Source organism: Arthrobacter sp. D5-1, assembly GCF_017357425.1.
Lineage (GTDB): Bacteria > Actinomycetota > Actinomycetes > Actinomycetales > Micrococcaceae > Arthrobacter.
The window spans coordinates 4,416,169-4,435,117 of the sequence record NZ_CP014571.1 but is presented as its reverse complement, the minus strand read 5'-3'; the positions used below and the strand labels follow the sequence as shown (position 1 = coordinate 4,435,117).

Annotated in this window: 13 protein-coding genes; 3 read left to right on the top strand and 10 right to left on the bottom strand. The window is 63.7% G+C overall.

Annotated features, from left to right (window positions below; translation table 11 throughout):
* Window positions 1–126 precede the first annotated feature (126 nt).
* From AYX22_RS20425 to AYX22_RS20400, 6 genes are all read right to left on the bottom strand, one after another.
* The gene (locus AYX22_RS20425) at window positions 127–1,410 is read right to left on the bottom strand and encodes a VCBS repeat-containing protein (protein WP_207595297.1); all 1,284 of its coding nucleotides are present in this window, start codon (window positions 1,408–1,410) and stop codon (window positions 127–129) included.
* Between the two features lie 142 nt (window positions 1,411–1,552).
* Window positions 1,553–3,379 (bottom strand): VCBS repeat-containing protein, encoded by a 1,827-nt coding sequence (locus tag AYX22_RS20420; protein WP_207595296.1) that lies wholly within the window; start codon window positions 3,377–3,379, stop codon window positions 1,553–1,555.
* 41 nt (window positions 3,380–3,420) lie between these two features.
* Window positions 3,421–5,646 carry an FG-GAP-like repeat-containing protein gene (locus AYX22_RS20415; protein WP_207595295.1) on the bottom strand — a complete coding sequence of 742 codons (2,226 nt, stop codon included), beginning with the start codon at window positions 5,644–5,646 and terminating at the stop codon, window positions 3,421–3,423.
* Window positions 5,647–5,799: 153 nt separating this feature from the next.
* Entirely contained in the window at window positions 5,800–7,653 is a 1,854-nt protein-coding gene (locus AYX22_RS20410) for an FG-GAP-like repeat-containing protein (RefSeq protein ID WP_207595294.1), read from the bottom strand.
* A 15-nt stretch (window positions 7,654–7,668) separates the two neighbouring features.
* Complete coding sequence (locus AYX22_RS20405; RefSeq protein ID WP_207595293.1) at window positions 7,669–8,817, bottom strand: VCBS repeat-containing protein; 1,149 nt, start codon at window positions 8,815–8,817, stop codon at window positions 7,669–7,671.
* A 51-nt stretch (window positions 8,818–8,868) separates the two neighbouring features.
* Window positions 8,869–9,996, bottom strand: a complete 1,128-nt coding sequence (locus AYX22_RS20400; protein ID WP_207595292.1) for a VCBS repeat-containing protein — start codon at window positions 9,994–9,996, stop codon at window positions 8,869–8,871.
* Between the two features lie 203 nt (window positions 9,997–10,199).
* Between AYX22_RS20400 and AYX22_RS20395 the strand changes: the two genes are divergently transcribed.
* The 3 genes from AYX22_RS20395 (at window position 10,200) to AYX22_RS20385 (ending at window position 12,956) form a co-directional block, all read left to right on the top strand.
* Window positions 10,200–10,808 carry a TetR/AcrR family transcriptional regulator gene (locus AYX22_RS20395; RefSeq protein ID WP_207595291.1) on the top strand — a complete coding sequence of 203 codons (609 nt, stop codon included), beginning with the start codon at window positions 10,200–10,202 and terminating at the stop codon, window positions 10,806–10,808.
* A 281-nt stretch (window positions 10,809–11,089) separates the two neighbouring features.
* A complete protein-coding gene (locus AYX22_RS20390; protein ID WP_207595290.1) occupies window positions 11,090–12,280 on the top strand; it encodes an NADP-dependent malic enzyme in 1,191 nt (396 codons plus the stop codon).
* A 172-nt stretch (window positions 12,281–12,452) separates the two neighbouring features.
* Entirely contained in the window at window positions 12,453–12,956 is a 504-nt protein-coding gene (locus AYX22_RS20385) for a DUF456 domain-containing protein (protein WP_207595289.1), read from the top strand.
* Window positions 12,957–13,046: 90 nt separating this feature from the next.
* Here the strand turns inward: AYX22_RS20385 and purU are convergent, their stop codons facing one another.
* Genes purU through AYX22_RS20365 form a run of 4 tightly spaced genes read right to left on the bottom strand, consistent with a single transcriptional unit; the run spans window position 13,047 to window position 18,949 of the window.
* Complete coding sequence (gene purU / locus AYX22_RS20380; RefSeq protein WP_207595288.1) at window positions 13,047–13,946, bottom strand: formyltetrahydrofolate deformylase; 900 nt, start codon at window positions 13,944–13,946, stop codon at window positions 13,047–13,049.
* Between the two features lie 2 nt (window positions 13,947–13,948).
* Window positions 13,949–15,352 (bottom strand): L-serine ammonia-lyase, encoded by a 1,404-nt coding sequence (locus AYX22_RS20375; RefSeq protein ID WP_207595287.1) that lies wholly within the window; start codon window positions 15,350–15,352, stop codon window positions 13,949–13,951.
* Entirely contained in the window at window positions 15,352–16,011 is a 660-nt protein-coding gene (locus tag AYX22_RS20370) for a sarcosine oxidase subunit gamma family protein (protein WP_207595286.1), read from the bottom strand. Before AYX22_RS20370 ends, AYX22_RS20375 begins: the two co-directional genes overlap by 1 nt.
* Window positions 16,004–18,949: a sarcosine oxidase subunit alpha family protein gene (locus AYX22_RS20365; RefSeq protein WP_207595285.1), complete on the bottom strand. Its 2,946-nt coding sequence runs from the start codon at window positions 18,947–18,949 to the stop codon at window positions 16,004–16,006. Before AYX22_RS20365 ends, AYX22_RS20370 begins: the two co-directional genes overlap by 8 nt.

Here is an 18,949-nt window from a genome sequence, read left to right as displayed (position 1 = left end):
AATTGAGATGACACTACATTTTCGGCTTTGCCCGGTAAATGGTTCCGTGAAATCGAAGTCATTGTGAAGGAGGGCCTCCCCGAAGAAACCCGGAGGAGGCCCTCAATCAAAAGCCGTGAGGAGGGCCTAGAAGACCGCGTTGAACCCGCCCCAACCCCATCCAACAACTCCGGAGCTCTTCCAGCCTCCGGAGCCGTTGCCGTAGTACATGCGCATCTGGCCTGAGGTGTCGATGCCCCAGACATCGTTGGCGCCGTCGCCGTCGAAGTCCCCGGCGCCGCCCAGTTTGGTGATGGCGTTCCACCCCTGGCCGATCGTGCCGCTGGTGGTCCATCCTCCGGAGCCGTTACCGCCGTAGAAGTGCAAGTTGCCTGCCCCGTCGCGGGCCAGGACATCGGGCTTGTGATCGCCGTTGAAATCGCCGGGGGAGAAGACGGACGTCATGCCGCTCCAACCCCAACCAATGGTTGTCGCCCCCAGGAAGCTGCCGGACCCGTTGCCCGGATACAGGACGAGTTCGCCGGAAGGCTTGCGTGCGAGGAGGTCGTTGTTGCCGTCGCCGCTGAAATCGCCGGCAGCAAAAACGGACGTGAAGATACCCCAGCCCCAGCCGATTTGCTGGCGGGGATACCAGCCGCCCTGCCCGTCCGCGGGGTAGAGGAAGAGCGACCCCGCGCCGTCACGGGCAATGACGTCGTTCTCTCCGTCATTGTTGAAGTCTCCGGCCGAGAACATCAGATTGAAGATGTTCCACCCCGAACCAACTTCGTAGGCCTGCTTCCACGTCCCATTTCCACCCGTGGGGAAGAGCCCCAGGCGTCCCCAGGAATCACGAATGAAGAGGCTCATGGTGTACGGATCCCAGTACTCGGCGCGGTAGGAACCGGAAGTATGGGGCCGGTCCAGGTCCACCGGAGTGATGTAGTTGAAGTCCAACGCATTCAGCGCAACAGCGGCAGTGCCGGAGTCTGGCAGGTTGCCTGGATTGTGGATCAGCGAACCGTCGCGCCAGTATCCGAACTCCTGGCCTGCGGTGGTCTGGATCTGCAGGTATTGGGCCAGGTAGGTTCCCGGCGGAGTGCCCTGGGCAAAGAAGATCTCGAACGTGTAGGTCGAATCAGCCGCGCTGTAGGAACCCTGGGTCATCTGTGTGTGCAGCTTTCCAGTGGCCGTGTTCCTGAATAGGACATAGACGTCGCTGATGGGGCCGGAGGCTTGGAGGGTAACCCTGGAGGAGGCCTGTCCTCCGGCAGCGATCGAATGGGGCGTCGTGGAGACCGCTACCGGAACCGGTGCAAAAGTGTCGTCAGCCTGCACGGCAGGAGCCAGTCCCAGGCCAACAACCACAACGATGCAGCTAGTCAGTGCGGCGAGCCAGGTGCGCACGCGGCGCATAGGAGTGATCCCCATTGTTCCCCCAAATCAAGCCGGTCCCGGATGGCCGGCGGGTATAAGTGTCTTGAGGGTACAACGCGGGAACGACAGTCTGGGAATTTGCTGGCAAATGTTCAACGAAAAGACAAGTCAAACCCTGAAATCAACCGAAATCAGCTTAGAAAACGGCAGTGAGGTAACCCCATCCCGTCCCCGCCTGGCTGGTCTGGCGATAGTAGCTGTTCCAGTCACTGCCCAGTGCCTCGGTGGTGAACACGCCTTGGTCAGAGACGCTGAAGAAGTAGTTGTAGCGGTCGGAATGATTAAATCCGCCCAATCCACCCAGGTAGATGCTGGATGAGTAGTTTCCTGTCAGCGTCCTCGACGACAACCATCCACCCTTACCGTTGGGGTAGTAGGCGCTGAGCTTCCCGTCTGTCCCGCGGGCGAGGAAATCGGAGACTCCGTCGCCACTGAAATCGCCGGGAGTGAAGACCTTGTTGAAGGACTGCCACCCCTGTCCAACCTGCGTTGGGGTAAGCCATCCGCCCCTCCCATTGCCGGGGTAGAGGAAGAGGCGCCCCTGAGGGTCACGCGCCAGGACATCGCTGGTCCCGTCACCGTTGAAATCGCTGGCCGGAATGATCTCGCTGAAACCTGCCCAGCCGGTCCCGATGACAGAAGAGCCGCGCCAGCCGCCGGATCCATTTCCGCGGTAAAGCCACAGCTGACCGGACTTATCGCGGGCCATCACATCCATTGCGCCGTCGCCATCGAAGTCACCGGGAGACATCAGCGCAGTGAAGCCGGCCCATCCCCAGCCGATGTCCTTGGTGGCGCTTTTGAACTGGCCATAGATGTCCCCTCGGAAAAGGGTCAGTGTGCCGTTGGGTTTTCTGGTGATGACATCCGGTTTGGCGTCGCCGTCGAAGTCCCGGAGGAGTGACTGATGCTTGACCATCACATCAGCGCTGCGGAAGAGGCCTACGACGCTGCCGTCGTAGCTGACAACGGCCGTCACCCCGAGTTTCTTGCCGGCATCTGAGGGCTTGGGGCTGTAGCTTGCCCCTGTGGCCGAAGGGATGGGATCGGCAATGTTCAGGAGCCATTGGTAGCTGACAATTGGTTTCGCTCCCGCGGGGAGTCCCTTGATGGTGGAGGGATCAAACACTGCCTTCACGGACCCCCGCACCCCTGGATAACCGGAGATCACAGGGTCCGCGGCGGCCGCCAGGTAGAAGGGTTTGGTCTCGACGGTCTCGGGAAGGTGCCCGGCTGCCAGGGCGGTGAGTTTAAGCGTGAGCCCGGACCCGGTTCCGGCGTACTTGCCCGAAACATCGAACCAGTTGCTGCCGGAGGACTTGAAGACCCCGTCGCGGAACCATTCGTACGTATAGGACGACGGCGGCGCGGACCACGTTCCGTGGTTGACGTCGAAGGCAGGATAGGAATAGCCCGCTTCTTTCCGGATCCCGAGAGCCGGCAGGGTGATGTTGTCGTTGGGAACAAGGACGTTGGCGGGATTGCTGACCGTGAAGTCCAGGGTTTCCCAGGCAACAGGGAGCACCTCTTCGTAGGTGGAGCCACGGTTGTAGGTGAGCATTCGTTGGCCGTAGGTGATGATCACACTCTGCAGCGTGTGGGTGCCGTTGAAGTAGGTATCGGCTGCCACGGCGGCCGAGGCGGTCGCTGTCAGTGGCCCGGCTGCGGGTGTCCCCGACCAAATGACGCGGTGTTCGGTGACATGGGATTCGTCGGTGTAGCGGAACTCGACGCGTTGGGCCCGCTGCGCCAGGGTAAAGGCGATCTTCACGGTGGCCCCCACAGCAACCGTGGGGGAGGATACCCGTTGGGCGGCAACGATTTTTGGTACAGGGTCTTCAGCCGCTGCCGCAGGCTGGAACGAGGCCGGCGCCAACAGCATCGCAGCCAGGAGGACTCCCAGCAAGGCAGCCAGAGGGCGGAGTTTGGTGGGGCTTAGCCCTGCAACGGTGCGAGTGGTCATGACGTCTTCCCCAGAATGGTGTGAAGTGGTTGTGGGCATGGCTAGAAGACGGAGTTAAAGGAGTTCCAGCCCCAGCCTATGGTCGCTTGGCGCTTGAGGGCGATATGGCCCAGCCCGTAGAACATGGTGAGCCGTCCATCGGGGTGGATCCCGTACACCTCAGGGACCCCGTCACTGTCAAAATCTCCGGGTGCGCCGATCCTGCTGAAACCTTCCCAGCCATAGCCCGCATAAGCGCCGAAGACGTTGGGCGTCCATGCGTTTTCGTGGAAGTATCCATTTCCGGAGCCGCTATAGGACCGGAGGTTGCCTGAGTTGTCACGGGCGAAGATGGAACGCGACGACGGAGAGATGAAGGCATTAAAATCGCCCCACCCGCCACTGAGTGTGTAAGGGGTCAGGAAGCCGCCACGTCCATTTCCGGGATACATCACCATGGTGTTCGAAGCATCCCGGGCAATAAGGTCTGCGGTGCCGTCACCGTTGAAGTCGCCCGGTGCCACGATGTCCTTGACCGACCCCCAGCCTTGACCGATCTGGAAAGATCGAAGCCAGCCGCCCTGGCCATTGCCCTGGTAGAGGAAGAGTCGTCCGGCACCATCGCGGGCCATGACGTCAACGTTTCCGTCGCCGTCGAAGTCGCCAGGGGAGAAGAGCGAGTTGAACCCGTTCCAGCCTTGGCCGATTTTTTGGGAGGGCAACCAGCCGCCGCTGCCGTTGCTGGGGTACAGCCACAGGTTACCGCCGGTATCCCGGGCGAAAATGTCCCCCGTGCCGTCTGCGTTGAAGCCCTTGCCGCGGGTCTTGTTTGCCAACGGTCCCACAAGGTCAACAACCTCGGTAATGGCCGAGCCTGCATCGAAGCGGGCTGTTACCCCTGCAGTGATGATGTTTCCCTTGTCCGCCAGGGTGGTCCGGTAGTCCCGGGAGGTGGCGCCTGGAATAGGAGTGCCGTTGCGTTTCCAGACGTAGGTGTAGCTGGCCTGGCCGCCCTCGGGGTCGACGCCGGCGGCACCATGCTCCAAATGGAGGACGCCGCCCACTGACGCGTCACCGGTGATGCGCAGGTTGCTGACCCAGACCCGGCGGGGCATCGGCCCGAATGCCAACGTTGAGACGCTGGTGGGGAGGTATCCGGCAGCCCGCGCGGTCATCTTGACCCAGATCATGTTTGCGGGATCGTCGTACATATTGGACTGGTAGGTGTCCTTGGTGGCGTAGTCGATGGGAGTGCTGTTCCGGTACCACTGGATTTCCGAGAATGACGGTTCTACGGGCCACGTTCCTGGCTGGATGGTCAGGATCGTATTGGGAACCAGGTCCCCCGCGACACGTGGCGCCACCGAGGGACTCAGTTTCTGCAGCACCTTGGCCGGGTTGCTCACCGTGATGTCACCTGTTGCCAGTCCTGCCCGAACGGCCGTGCCCAACGGCACCGGTGAGGTCCGCTCCATCGTCCCATCCCGAAGGTAGGAGTCCTTGGCCAGACCGTCAAAGTAGGAGATTTCCACACGCTCCAGGGTGTACTTTCCCGAAGCCTGCGCTGCCGTGATGGCCCCGGTGGCCGTGATGGTCTGGGGGCCAGGCGCTGGGTTACCCGCCCACGTCAGCTCGAAGGGGGTGACCTCTGAAGCATCCCGGTAGACCAGCCGGACCGCCTGGGCAAGTTGGGAGAGCTTGACCTGCACCCCTGCGGTCTGTCCTGGCGCGAACGTGGCTTTGGCCGGCAGGAACGATGTAGGAACGGGCGCTGCGTAGGGCAACGAAGGGTTCCTGACTTTGAAGTCCTGTGCGGCGGGGTCACCAAAAGGCGCGGCGCCGGTGCCCGGTGGATAGACGCCGCCACCGCGGTAATACACCTGCGAAGCACCCGCCGTGGTGATGACCTGGACGTAACTGACCTCGATCGCGCCGTTGGGCCAGGACGACGGGGAGGCGACGCCTGCAACAGTCCCGGCGCTCGCGCCAGCAGCCGCGGCACCGCCGGCACCAGCTGTCCACGCCAACGTATGCTTCCCGGCAACACTGTGCAGCCCCACCTCAACACGCTTGACCGCGACGGAAGTCGTGAAGTTGAAACTGACAGGAGCCCCGACGTCGACCGTTGCAGCGGAGGTCCGCACAAACGTGGCGAGGACCGGTGTGGCGGCTACGGCGGGTGAAACGGGCGTCACCACCACCGCTGCAAGAACGAAGGCCAGCGTCAGCAGGAGCGCCCGGACAGCGGTGGACGCAGCACGAAAGCGCAGAGCAGGATGAGACCCCAAGATTCCCCCAAATGGTGCAGACCAGAGCGGCCTGTGGAGGCCAATTGAAATGACAATACAGCCCCGTGATCCCGGTAACACTTATTGGGTTTGGAATATCGTTATTTGCAGGAATGTGTCGCAAGTCAAACCCAAAACTCAACCAAAATCGGCTTAGAACACCGCAGTGAATCCGCCCCAGCCCCAACCAACAACGCCAGCGCCCTTCCAGCCGCCGCTGCCACTGCCGTAGTACATGTTCAGCTGGCCCGAGGCGTCGATGGCCCAGACATCGTTTAATCCATCGCCGTTGAAGTCTCCTGCGCCGCCGATGCGCGACATGACGTTCCAGCCTGTGCCGATGGACCGTGCAGTGGTCCAGCCGCCGCTGCCGTTGCCGCCGTAGAGACGGAGGTTCCCGGCATTGTCGCGGCCCATGACGTCGGGGTTGCCGTCACCGTCGAAATCGCCGGGGGAGAAGACCTGGCTGAGGACATCCCAACCTTGGCCGACTGCGCCGGGGGAGCGGAAACCGCCCACGCCGTTCCCGGGGTAGAGGACCAGAGCTCCTGAAGGGGTGCGGGCCAGGAGGTCGTTGGCGCCGTCCCCTGAGAAGTCGCCGGCTGCGATGACGGAGTCAAAGATGTCCCAGCCCCATCCGACTTCCTTGCGCGGCAGCCAGCCGCCGGTCCCGTTGCCCGGATAGAGGAACAGGGTGCCGGCATCATCCCGGGCCAGTACGTCGTTGAAGCCGTCGCCGTTGAAGTCGCCGGCGTTGAACACGAGATCGAAAACATCCCAGCCATACCCGATGGTCTTCGCCGCTTGCCATCGTCCCGCGCCGTCCGTCGGGTAGAGCAGAAGGTTCGCCGCGGCGTTCCGGGCGAACAGGTCCAAGGAGGCACCGGCGTCGAAACCTGCTGTGTGGGCTTTGTTCCGCACCACAGTGCGGCTGTACACCGTGAACGGGCGAGTGGCCGTGGCTGGATTGCCGGCCTGGACCACTGCGCGGAAGCCGACGACGGCGCCACGGTCGGCAGCGGTCAGCGTGTAGGTTTTGGCGGTGGCCCCGTTGATCGGGGTACCGTTCCGCACCCATTCGTACCGCACGCTGACGGCGCCGCCGGCCGTCCCGGTGGAGACGCTGCCCTCGCTGAAAGCACCCGTGAGTTTTTCTCCCACGGTCAGCTTGCCTTGGAGCGCCGGGGCAGTTGCGGTAATGGGGGAGGTGGGGGTGAGCGGCAGGGAGGATGCCGACACAGCCCGGTACCCTGCCCGGGTGGCCGTGACGCGGACGGACAGGGTCTGATCCAGGTCGGCTTCGGCTACCCGGTAGCTGTTGACGGTAGCGCCGGCGATGGGTTGGCCGTTCCGCAGCCACTGGTAGGCGAAGCCAGTGGGCGGGTAGGTCCAGGTGCCGTTGTCAGTGGTTAGTACTTGGTCGTAGCGGGCCACTCCGGACACCACTGGTGTTTTGGTATTGGGGTTGTCGATGAGCGGGAAATTGGGGTTGTTGACGGAGAAGTCGACGCCGTCCAGGGCGCCGGGCCGTTGCGTTGGCGCGTCGAGGCCTTGGCTCAGGAAGAGGATGTTTCCGTCACGGCCGTAGCGCACGGATCCCTGCCCCGCAGGAAGCACAATGTTGACGCTGAGGAGTTTGTACCGGCCCGTGCGTTTGAACGCGCTTCCGTTGACCGGCACCTTGGCCTGCGCACTGTATGGTCCCGGAGCCGCGCTGGTGGGTCCATAGAGAATTGCCTGCTCCAGCGTGTCCTCGTTGACGAACGCGAATCCCACTTCCCGGGCCGGCCCGCTCAGGGTGAAGGAGAGGGAGATGGTATTGCCGGGGACCACGGTGGCGGGTGAAGTCCGCGTCACCACGGTAGGCAGCGGCGCCGGTCCTGCTGCGTTGGCACCCGGCGGCGGAACCGCGATGGCGAGGGCGGCGCACAGGAGAATGGCCAGAAGGAGGTGGAAACCCAGCCGCAGCGGACGTCGGGAAGCCAAGGCGGAAGAATGAAATGTCATAAGATCCCCCAAGTCTTAGAAGACTGCGTTGAAACCGCCCCAGCCCCAACCGATGGCACCGGCGCCGTTCCAGCCGCCGTCGCCGTCGCCGTAGTAGGCGAGCAGTTGGCCGGAGCCGTCCACCGCGTAGACGTCCACGTTGCCGTTGCCGTCAATGTCGCCGGCCGCGCCGATGGTAGCCATGCCGCCCCACCCTTGGCCGACCACCGTCATACCGGCCCAGCCTCCCGCGCCGTTGCCCTTATACAGGCGCAAGGCTCCAGCTGCGTCGCGTGCCAGGATGTCCACGTTGTGGTCGCCGTTGAAGTCGCCGGGGGTGATGATCTTGTTGACCACGTTCCATCCGCTGCCCACCACGGAGCGGGTAAGCCAGCCGCCGTTTCCGTTGCCCGGGTAGAGGTAGAGGAGGCCGCCGGCGTCGCGGGCCAGGAGGTCATTGGTGCCGTCGCCGTTGAAGTCGCCGGGGGAAACGATCGAGTTGAAGGCGTTCCAGCCGCTGCCTACCTGGCGCCCGGCGAGGAAACCGCCGTTGCCTGTTCCCGCGTAAAGGAAGAGATTGCCGGCCGAATCCTTGGCCAGGATGTCGTTGGCGCCGTCGCCGTTGAAGTCGCCGGGGGACACCACAGTTCCGAAGCCGTTCCAGCCCGGCCCCACTGTCCTGGCGGATTCCCAGGCGTTGTTGACGCGCGGATACATCATGAGGGTGCCGTCGGTGCGGCGGGCGAGTATCTCAAAAGCACCGCGCCCGGTGAAGCCGTTCGCCCTGTTGGAAGCGGAGATCGGGGCGGTCTCTTCGCTGGAGACTTCCAGCGGCTCGCACCCATTCTGGCTGGCCACGACATGGGCTGCGATGGTCTTGCCACGATCTGACTCATCGAGCGTATAGGTCCACCACGCCCAGTGGTCCTGGGCTCGAACGCCGTCGCGGGTCCAGTAAATGCCGTAGTCCGGGCCGGCAGCGGCGCCGCAGCCACGGTAGGAAGCAGGATCGATTTCAAGCGTGAGTGTTGAGCCAACAAAGGGCGCACCGTGAACCACGGGATTCGAGGGATCCATGGTTGCCATGGCGGGTGCCGGCGCGAAGGCGAGTGCGGCGACGACCGCCGCTGCAATGCCAGCCACCACCCGGCGCACACCTGACGTAGGGCGCGTTGGTGCGTTCATGATGTCCTCCCCAGACTTTATGGGGCTAATTCTACCGCGCAGGGGTTTTCTCTAGAAGATCGCTGTGAATCCGTTCCAACCATGACCGGCGATCTCAGACCCGCGCCATCCGGTGCGCCCGTTGCCGTAGTAGATCACCAATCGACCCTGCTGATCGACGCCATAAACATCGTTGAAACCGTCATTGTCGAAGTCCCCGGCGGCACCCGCTGCTTTCAGCGTGTTCCAGCCGACCCCGATCAACCATGACCTCGTCCATCCGCCGGCACCGTTGCCGCCGTAGAAGTAGAGATATCCGCTGCGGTCCCGGGCCAGTACGTCCACGTTGCCGTCGCCGTTGAAGTCCCCCGGCGTCAGCAGCGCATCCATCATCTGCCAGCCCTGCCCGACGGCGGTCCTCGCCAACCAGCCCCCCGAACCATTGCCCGGGTACAGGTAAAGAGCGCCGCCGGGTTCGCGGGCCAGGACGTCGTTGTGGCCATCGCCGTTGAAGTCTCCGGGGCTCACGATCGTGTCGAAGACGTTCCAGCCCTTGCCAATGGTCTGTGCCGGTTTCCATCCACCGGTTCCGTCGCCGGCATAGAGATACAGGGTTCCTGCAGAGTCCTTGGCGATCACATCGCCCTTGCCGTCGCCGTTGAAGTCGCCCGGCGAGAAGGTCAGGTTGAAGATGTTCCAACCCCAGCCCACCGTCCGTGCCGCTTCCCATGCGCTTCCCTTGCGGCCGTAGAGTTGCAAGGCGCCGTCGGTGCCGCGGGCCAGCAACTCGTAGCTCCTGCCCGTGAACCCGGCCGCCCGGTTGGCGGCGCCCACGGGTTTGGTTTCGTCGCTGTGCAGGGAATCGCCGCTGCAGGCCGTCTTGCTGGCGGTGACATGGGCGGCCATCCGGGCCCCGGTGTCGTCGGGCTGCAGCGCGTAAGTCCGGGCTGTCTCGCCGGCCACCAGGAATCCGTCCCTGGTCCAGTAGATGGTGAAGTCCGGTCCCTTGCCGCCGCCGCAGCCGTAGAACGTATACGGGCCGATGTCTACGGTGAGCTTGCCGCCGACGAACGCCTCTCCACTGAGGACGGGATCGGGTCCGCTGCTTTGGGCGGCCGACGCCGGGAGCGGACTCAGTGCCATGGCCGCCACAGCTGCGGTCAGCAGCGCTGCTGCCATCCGGCGTCGAAATGTCCCCATATGCGTTCCTCCCGTGATCCAGACCTGCCTGCAGTGTATGTGCGCGGAGCGCCAATGGCAGGGAGCGGCATGCGCGCTTTCTTGGCTGGAGAGCTCTCAGGAAACGGTCATATAGCTCCCGTATCATTGATGCGATCGGCCAGCCGAGGGTCTATGACCCCAGCCGGCCGCTTCCTTGTCAGCCTGCCAAGAGATCGCCGGAAATGCCCGCCTCAAACTCACTGGAACCGTATTCCCTTGACCTGACCACGGGGTTGCCCCGTATGGCTGCCGCGCCCACCACCCCGCGGCAGCAGCTGCGTTATGCCCGCATCCTGAAGACTGCTGCGGGTTTTGCCCAAAGGCAGTTCGATACGTTGAGCCTTTCCGACGTCGCGGCCAGGGCTGATATCCCGCTCGGCACGCTGTACCGCTACTTTCCCTCCACAGCCCACCTGATGCTGGCCGTGTACAGGCAGCAGCTGCGGGAGCTTCGGGATGGCGTCCGTCGCCGCGAAGGTAAAGGTCACGCGCTCGCGGGTTTGATGATGGAAATCTTCCATCTGAGGGTCATGCAGCCGGGGGTGGAGCACTGTTTGATCCGTCCTGCAGGCAAGGACGACGACACCGCACAGTTGCTGCGCGAGATCGATGCGTTGTCCGAGGAGGTGGTGGGTTCGCTCAGCAAGGACACCGGCCAGGATTCCGTGCGTGCCAGGATCCTGCTCCACCTCGTTAGTGGACTTGTCCAAGCCGTTCGATGCCGACGGTTGTCGCTCTTTGAAGCCGAAAAAGATCTGAAGAAAGCCTGCTCGCTGCTGACCGGAGAATGACGGAATGTGGACTCTGGTCTAGACCAGCAGGGCTTCTGAACACGGTTTTTCGCATGACGTGGATCACAATTGGAGCTGGTTGAACGTTTTACTCTCGAATCGTCTCTCTTGGTATTGAATCTTGTACCTCCTCAGGCTCCCTAGGCTGGAAACACCGAAGCGGCTAGCAGCCCCCTACCTGCAGAAGCAACGCCGGACCAGCCATCCTTGGTCCGCTACAGCAGTTCTGTTCCTGCCCGAACCATGCCGTGGGTCCACGGCTAGCCTGAGGAGACAAAGACGTGTCCATTGAGACAATTGCTACAGACAACGACGCCCTGGTACTGACCGAAGAAGAGATCTTCGCAGCCCACGAAGGCGGCAAGCTGACCATTTCCAGCACCGTGCCGCTGAACAACAAGCGCGACCTTTCCATCGCCTACACCCCCGGAGTCGCGCAGGTCAGCCGCGCAATCCACGCCAACCCCGAGCTTGCCCGCACCCACACCTGGGCCGAGCGCCTGGTTGTTGTGGTCAGCGACGGCACCGCGGTCCTTGGCCTCGGCAACATCGGCCCCAGCGCCTCCCTGCCGGTCATGGAAGGCAAGTCTGCCCTGTTCAAGTCCTTCGGGGACCTCGACTCCATCCCGCTGGTCCTCAACACCACCAACGTGGACGAGATCATTGAGACCCTGGTCCGCTTGCGCCCCAGCTTCGGCGCCGTGAACCTTGAAGACATCTCCGCTCCCCGCTGCTTCGAACTCGAAGAGCGCCTCATCGAAGCCCTCGACTGCCCGGTCATGCACGATGACCAGCACGGCACCGCCGTCGTGGTTCTTGCAGCCCTGACCAACGCCGCCAAGGTGACCCAGCGCGAACTCGCCGGCCTCAAGGTTGTTGTTTCCGGTGCGGGCGCCGCCGGCATCGCCATTGCCGAAATTCTTCTTGCTGTTGGCATCAAGGACGTCATCCTGCTCGACTCCAAGGGCGTGGTCAACGCTGACCGTGCCGATCTTGCGGCAGACCCCGGCAGCGTCAAGGCCCGCATGGCCCAGCGCACCAACCCCCGTGGCATCACCGGCGGCCCGGGCGAGGGACTGACGGGCGCAGACGTCTTTGTGGGCGTCTCCTCCTCCAAGTTGGACGAAGAGCACTTGAAGCTCATGAACGATCAGTCGATTGTGTTCGCGCTGTCCAACCCGGACCCGGAAGTTCTCCCTGAGGTTGCCCAGAAGTACGCGGCCGTTGTTGCCACCGGTCGCAGCGACTTCCCGAACCAGATCAACAACGTTCTGGCCTTCCCCGGAATCTTCCGTGGTGCACTCGATGCCAAGGCCCGCCGCATCACGCCCGCCATGAAGATCGCCGCAGCCAACGCCATCGCTGAGCTGGCCGCTGAAGACCTTTCCGCGGACTACATCGTGCCGAGCCCGCTGGATGCCCGCGTGGCACCGGCCGTCACCGCGGCAGTTGCTGCCGCCGTGGCTGAATAGCGGTTACCCGCTAGCGGTTTCAACCGCAAGACCGACGACGGCGACGCCTCCCGTGCTGGGGAGCGTCGCCGTCGTTTGTAGTTAAGGGGCAACATGGGGTCACTTACGTGCCGCCATGGCGCGCTCAAGGGGCCATAAGTGACCCCGCGTTGCTGTGCATAGACTGAGGGGCATGAACGCCGAACTGATCGTGACCATCCTGTGCGGCCTGGCCATTGCGGTAGGTGTCGCCGGGACCATCATTCCTGTACTCCCGGGCAGCATCCTCATCGGTGCGAGCCTGCTGGCCTGGGCCATCTGGGGAGGCGCCGGTGCACTCGGCTGGGTGATCTTCGCCATCGGCATGGTGTTTGTGGTGGCCGGTATGGCCGCCAGTGCCGTGCTCACGGGACGGAAGCTCAAGCAACACGGCATCCCCAACCGGTCGGTGCTCATCGGCGTGGTGCTGGGCGTGGTGGGCATGTTCGTCATTCCCGTAGTGGGGCTCTTTGTGGGGTTTGCCGTAGGGCTGCTGCTCAGCGAAGTCCAACGGACGCGGGACTTCCGTACAGCCGTCCGATCCAGTGGTGCCGCGCTCAAGGCAACGGGCATCGGGATCCTCGTGGAGTTCGGGTTGGCGTGTGCCGCGGCGAGCACGTGGATTATCGGCGTTTGGATCAACGCGGTGAACGGCTAAGCCCTTAAACGCCAATTCGACGGCCCGCTGCGGGTTGGATGGTTGGAACCATCTATCACGCAGCAAGCCGTCGAATCGGGTATGCAAGCCCTATTTCAACACGATTGTCCTGTTCCCATTCAGGATGATCCGCCCCTCGCAGTGCCAGCGAACGGCGTTGCTGAGGGCTTTGCATTCGGTGTCCCGGCCGGCGGCTACGAGATCGTCCGGCCCGAACGTGTGGTCCACCTCCACTACCTGCTGGGCGATGATGGGACCTTCATCCAACTCACCATTCACGTAGTGGGCGGTGGCACCCACAGTTTTCACACCACGCGCGTATGCCTGGTGATAGGGCTTGGCACCCTTGAAGCTGGGCAGGAACGAGTGGTGGATGTTGATCGCGCGGCCATCCAGTTTGCGGGCCAGATCATCACTGAGCACCTGCATGTAGCGGGCCAGGACAATGAGTTCAACGTCCAGTTCATCGATGATCTCCAGAAGACGCCCCTCGGCGTCCGGCTTGGTAGCCGCGGTGACCGGAACGTGGAAGAACGGGATCCCGTGCCACTCCGCCAACCCCTGGTGGTCGGTGTGGTTGGACACAACGCCCACCACGTCGATGGGCAGTTCGCCGATCCGTGCGCGGAACAGGAGGTCGTTCAGGCAGTGCCCAAACTTGGAGACCATGATCAGCACACGTCGCTTGTACCCTTGGGGCTGCAACTGCCAGTTCATGCTGTACTTATCACCCACCGGGGCGAAGGCCTCCCGCAAGGTATCAACCGTGGAGGCATCGCCGTCGGACGCGAAATGGACGCGCATGAAGAAGTGGCCCTCGGCACGATCGCCGAACTGCTTGTTGTCGATGATGTCGCAGCCGTGGTCCAGCAGGAAGCCGGACACAGCGTGCACGATGCCCGGACCTTCGGGGCAGTCTAGGGTGAGAACGTGTTCCACAGTCGTCTCCGGGGAGGCGGCGGCAGCAGTTTCAGTTTGGATGGCAGTCATGGCTAGCACTCCACTACGTTGACGGCGAGGCCTCCACGGGAGGTCTCCTTGTACTTGGATTTCATGTCGGCGCCGGTCTCGCGCATGGTCTTGATGGCCTTGTCGAGGGACACCTTGTGGCTGCCGTCGCCGTGCAGGGCAAGGCGGGCGGCATTGATGGCTTTGACGCTGGCGATCGCGTTGCGTTCGATGCAGGGGATCTGCACCAGCCCGCCCACGGGATCGCAGGTGAGGCCCAGGTTGTGTTCGATGCCCACTTCGGCGGCATTTTCCACTTGCCCAGGCGTTCCGCCCAGGACTTCGCAGAGGCCGGCGGCAGCCATGGAGCAGGCGGAGCCAACCTCACCCTGGCAGCCGACCTCGGCACCGGAAATGGACGCGTTGATTTTGAACAGGATCCCGACGGCGGCCGCCGCCAGCAGGAACCGCACGACACCGTCGTCGTTGGCTCCCGGAACAAACTTGGTGTAGTAGTGCAGCACGGCGGGGACAATTCCGGCGGCACCATTGGTGGGTGCGGTGACAATCCGGCCGCCCGCGGCGTTTTCCTCGTTCACGGCCAGGGCGAACAGATTGACCCATTCCATGGCGAGCAGCGGGTCCGAAGGATTGGAGGCAGCGCCGTCGGCCTTGTTGGCGGCGTCAGTGGCGGCAAGCGTCTTGAACAACGACGGCGCCCGTCGCCTGACCTTCAGTCCTCCCGGCAGGATTCCCTCGGCAGAGCAGCCGTTGTCCACGCACTCCTGCATGACGGCCCAAATCCCCAGCAACCGTTCGCGGAGTTCTTCCTCGGAACGCCACACGAGTTCGTTGGCCAGCATGATGTCCGAGATGGACTTGCCTTCGCGTAGGCAGATGGCCAGCAGTTCATCTGCCGTGGTGAAGGGGTAGGGCAGGAGGGTGTCATCGGCTACCACTTTGTCGGCTCCGGAGACGTCACCGTCCACTACGAAGCCGCCCCCGATGGAGTAGAAGCTGCGTTCCCGGAGTACGGTGCCCGTGTGGTCCAGCGCCCGGAAGGTCATCCCGTTGGGGTGGGCGGGCAACGACTTGCGGCGGTGCAGGACCACGTCCTCGTCCCAGTTGAAGTCCACCCGGTGGTTGCCGGCCAGGTGCAATTCCGCGTCGAGTGCCGCGGCCGCAACCTGGTCATCGGCTGTGTGGGTATTAACGGTTTCAGGGGAGTGGCCTTGCAGCCCCAGCACCACGGCCTTGTCTGAGCCGTGGCCCCGGCCGGTGGCGCCCAGGGAGCCGAAAAGCTCTGCCTGGACGCGCACCGTAGCCGGAAGCTGGCCGGACGATTCAAGACCGTCCGTGAACTGCTTTGCCGCGCGCATGGGGCCTACCGTGTGTGAAGACGACGGTCCGATGCCAACAGAAAACAGATCAAGCACACTCAGTGCCATCAGGGGACCTCAGGCGAGGCGTACTCCCGCATGGCGTCGAGGAGCCAGCGTCCCAGGAAATCGGCAAACGAGGCCCGGGGAAAGATCCGGTACGACTCATCCGAGGTCTTCCAGAGCATCACCGGGATGTGCGCGAGCTCAGTGGAGACAGCCGTGCCGGCCTTGAAGACCCGTGGATGCAGGTCCAGGGCGCAGGTCTTCTCCAGCACTGCGCGGGCGTGGCTGCCGGAGAGCTCAAACGTGGTGCGGTTGGCGGACAGGTCCACCACCTGGCCGGCGTCGCCACCCAGCGCCGAGGTCAGATCGCTGACCAGGGAGCCACCCAACGAATCGTGGGCTTCCTCCGGAGCTACCACCAGGAACTCGGTGGGGCCGAGCCACAGGGTGTTGACGGAACCCTTGTCTGAAACCGCACCGCCCGTCACTGCACCGCAGGTGGCAGGCAAGCCGCCGGTCACGGACGCAACGCGGGCACCGGCGTCGGACGCTGGGTGAACCCGAATGCCCACCATGGCCTGGTAAGGGATTTCGGTGAGCGTCACCGTGCCCGGCACGGAGCCGGAGGTGAAGGCCTCAGCCAGGTGCTCGGCCGGGCTGCGGCGGGCGCCCCGGACGCGGTCGACGTGTGCGGTTTCTGCTGGTGTTGCTGTTTCAGCCATCTTTGCGGGTCCCTTCAGCATCGAAAAGTACGGTTTCGCCAACAACCACGTCCACCAATTGGTCTCCCAGCGAGGCCACCAGGGTCTCGCCGATGCGGTTGCGGCCGTTGTGAATGAGTGCCAGGGCGAAGGAACGGCCCAGCGCGGCGCTGTGGTAGCTGGAGGTCACGAAACCCTCCATGGGGACGGGTCCGGAGGCCGGGTTGACCGGGATGCCCTTTTCCACCAGCTGCGTACCTTCCGGCAACCTCAGCGAGTGGTCCACGGGAAGGACGCTCACCAGGTGCTTGCGGTCCTCACGGCTGGCGTCCTGCCGAAGGTAGGAGCGCTTGCCGATGAAGTCCTTCGCTTTGGAGACGATCCAGTCCATGCCGGCGTCCTGCGGGGTGACCGTGCCGTCGGTGTCCTGCCCAACGATCGGGTAGCCCTTCTCGGCGCGGAGCACGTGCATGGTTTCGGTACCGTACGGGGTGATGTTGAACTCCGCACCTGCGGCAGCAACAGCTTCCCAGGTGTTGAGTCCGTACCAGGACGGGATATTGATTTCGTAGGCCAGTTCGCCGGAGAAGGAGATACGGCAAACGCGTGCCTGCACTCCGGAGGCCAGAGTGGTCTCGCGGAACGTCATGAACGGGAAGGCTTCAGCGTCCAGGCCACCGTTTTCGGCGAGCTGGGGAGCAACCTTGGCGACCACTGCGCGGGACTTCGGGCCAACCACGGCGATGGTGCTCCACTGCTCCGTCACGGACGTGCAGACCACATCGAGCTCCGGCCACTCCGTCTGGTGCCACTCTTCCAGCCAGTCCAGCACCTTGGCTGCGCCTCCGGTGGTGGTGGTCATGAAGTAGCGGTCCTCGTCCAAGCGGAGGGTTACGCCGTCGTCGAAGATCATGCCGTCCAAAGTGCACATGACACCGTAGCGGGCGGATCCCGGGGCGAGCTTTTTGAACGCATTGGTGTACACGCGGTTCAGGAATTCGCCGGCGTCCTTGCCACGGATCTCGATCTTGCCCAGAGTGGTGGCGTCCATGAAGCCCACGGAGTCGCGGACCGCTGCGCACTCACGCAGGACTGCCGTGTCCATGTCTTCCCCGGCCTGCGGGTAGTACCAGGGGCGCTTCCACTGACCAACATCTTCGAACAGTGCGCCCTGGGCAACGTGCCACGGGTGGATGGAGGTGACGCGGGCGGGGTCGAACAGTTCGCCACGCTGGCGGCCTGCCAACGCTGCGAAGGCCACCGGCGTGAACGGCGCACGGTAAGCGGTGGTGCCAATTTCGCCGACGCCCGGAATGTTCTCAGCTCCGCCGAACTTCAGCGCCGCGGCGATGACGCCGATTGCGTTGACGCCGGAGGTCTTGCCCTGGTCATTGGCCGTGCTGATGGAGGTGTACCGCTTGACGTGCTCCACGGAGCGCATGCCGGCCCCGGTGGAGCGGAGGACATCGGCCACGGACTGGTCGCGCTGGAAGTCGACGAAGTGGTGGTGCCATTCGCCGGGCTCACCGGTTTGGCCGGGGACCAGCCAGAGCTGGCGGCTTGGAGCGCTGGCCACAGGTGCCTGCAGTTCCACCGGGGTGGTGGCGGATTCGAAGCCAGCGGCGATGGACGCTGCCGCTCCCGCCGAGATGCCTTCTGCCAGGCAGTCCTGCAGTTCAAAGCTGCCACGGCCGGCGCCAACCACCTGCTGGTCACGGACCGGCTTGGTGGGAATGAAGGCAGCGAGCTCATCATCCCAACGCAGCTTGCCCTGGCGCTGGCTGTGAAGGTGGACCACCGGGCTCCAACCACCGGAAACGGCGAGCAAATCGGCAGCGAGCTGTTCGACGCCTGAGGTGAGGTCGCCGTCGTCGTTAATGCTGCGGACGGTGACGCCATTCAGGCGGCCATTCTCGTCCGCCGACGTGTCAGCCACGGCGCTGCCGATCAGGACCCGGATACCGGACTCGACGGCGGCGGCTGCCTTTGCGCTGATCTGCGGACGGGCATCGACGACGGCGGCAACCGCCACGCCTGCTGCCTTCAGGTCTGCGGCAAGTGCGTAAGCGGAATCGTTGGTGGTGGTGATGACCACGCGTGAACCGGCCGCCACGGCGTAACGGTTCAGGTAGGTGCGGGCAGCCGAGGCGAGCATGATGCCGGGGCGGTCGTTGTTCTCGAACACCAACGGACGCTCGTGGGCGCCCGGAGCCAGGACAACCTGCTTGGCACGGATGTGCCAAATACGCTGGCGCGAGACACCCGATGCTGCCGGGACGCTGAGGTGGTCCGTGCGGTTCTGGGCTGCGATGAAGTAGTTGGAGTCGTAGGAACCGAAAGCAGTGGTGCGGTTCAGCACCGTGCATTCGCCGGCGGAAACCAGTTCGGCTTCGACGTCAGCAACCCATTCCAGGGCCGGCTTGCCTTCGATCAGTTCGGCCAGCTCCGGGGCGGTGGAACCGGAGAGCAGGGAGCCTCCGAGCTCGGGCTGGTCGTCGATCAGGATGACTCGGGCACCGGTGCGGACAGCTTCGCGGGCGGCTGCCAAGCCGGCGATGCCACCGCCGACGACCAAGACATCCGTGTGGACATACTTCTTGTCGTACTCAGCCTTGTCCTCGTTGGGATCAAGCTTGCCAAGGCCGGACAGGAGCTCAATGTTCATGCCGTCCACCAAGGACACTGCGGTGGCGGGAAGCATGGACTCGGCAACGTGTCCGCGGAAGCGGGGCGCGATCTTGACCAAGGCATTGGACTCTTCCACGCCGGCGGCCATGATGCCGCGGGGGCGGTCCTCGTAGAGGGAGTTGCCGGCGTTGATGTGGCCGTTGGCGAGCAGCGCCGAAGCGATGGTGTCGCCAGGGTGGCCGGTGAATTCCTGGCCGTCCACGGTGAAGCGCCAAGAGATGCTGCGATCGATGCGTCCGCCGGTGGCGAGGCGTGCGTTCTTGTTGGTCAC

Excerpts from the sequence above, each read along its gene's own strand:
- AYX22_RS20400 (WP_207595292.1), bottom strand. The coding sequence starts at position 9,996 with ATGGGGACATTTCGACGCCGGATGGCAGCAGCGCTGCTGACCGCAGCT.
- AYX22_RS20375 (WP_207595287.1), bottom strand. The coding sequence starts at position 15,352 with ATGGCACTGAGTGTGCTTGATCTGTTTTCTGTTGGCATCGGACCGTCG.
- purU (WP_207595288.1), bottom strand. The coding sequence starts at position 13,946 with ATGACTGCCATCCAAACTGAAACTGCTGCCGCCGCCTCCCCGGAGACG.
- AYX22_RS20425 (WP_207595297.1), bottom strand. The coding sequence starts at position 1,410 with ATGGGGATCACTCCTATGCGCCGCGTGCGCACCTGGCTCGCCGCACTG.
- AYX22_RS20405 (WP_207595293.1), bottom strand. The coding sequence starts at position 8,817 with ATGAACGCACCAACGCGCCCTACGTCAGGTGTGCGCCGGGTGGTGGCT.
- AYX22_RS20385 (WP_207595289.1), top strand. The coding sequence starts at position 12,453 with ATGAACGCCGAACTGATCGTGACCATCCTGTGCGGCCTGGCCATTGCG.
- AYX22_RS20370 (WP_207595286.1), bottom strand. The coding sequence starts at position 16,011 with ATGGCTGAAACAGCAACACCAGCAGAAACCGCACACGTCGACCGCGTC.
- AYX22_RS20420 (WP_207595296.1), bottom strand. The coding sequence starts at position 3,379 with ATGACCACTCGCACCGTTGCAGGGCTAAGCCCCACCAAACTCCGCCCT.
- AYX22_RS20395 (WP_207595291.1), top strand. The coding sequence starts at position 10,200 with ATGCCCGCCTCAAACTCACTGGAACCGTATTCCCTTGACCTGACCACG.
- AYX22_RS20410 (WP_207595294.1), bottom strand. The coding sequence starts at position 7,653 with ATGACATTTCATTCTTCCGCCTTGGCTTCCCGACGTCCGCTGCGGCTG.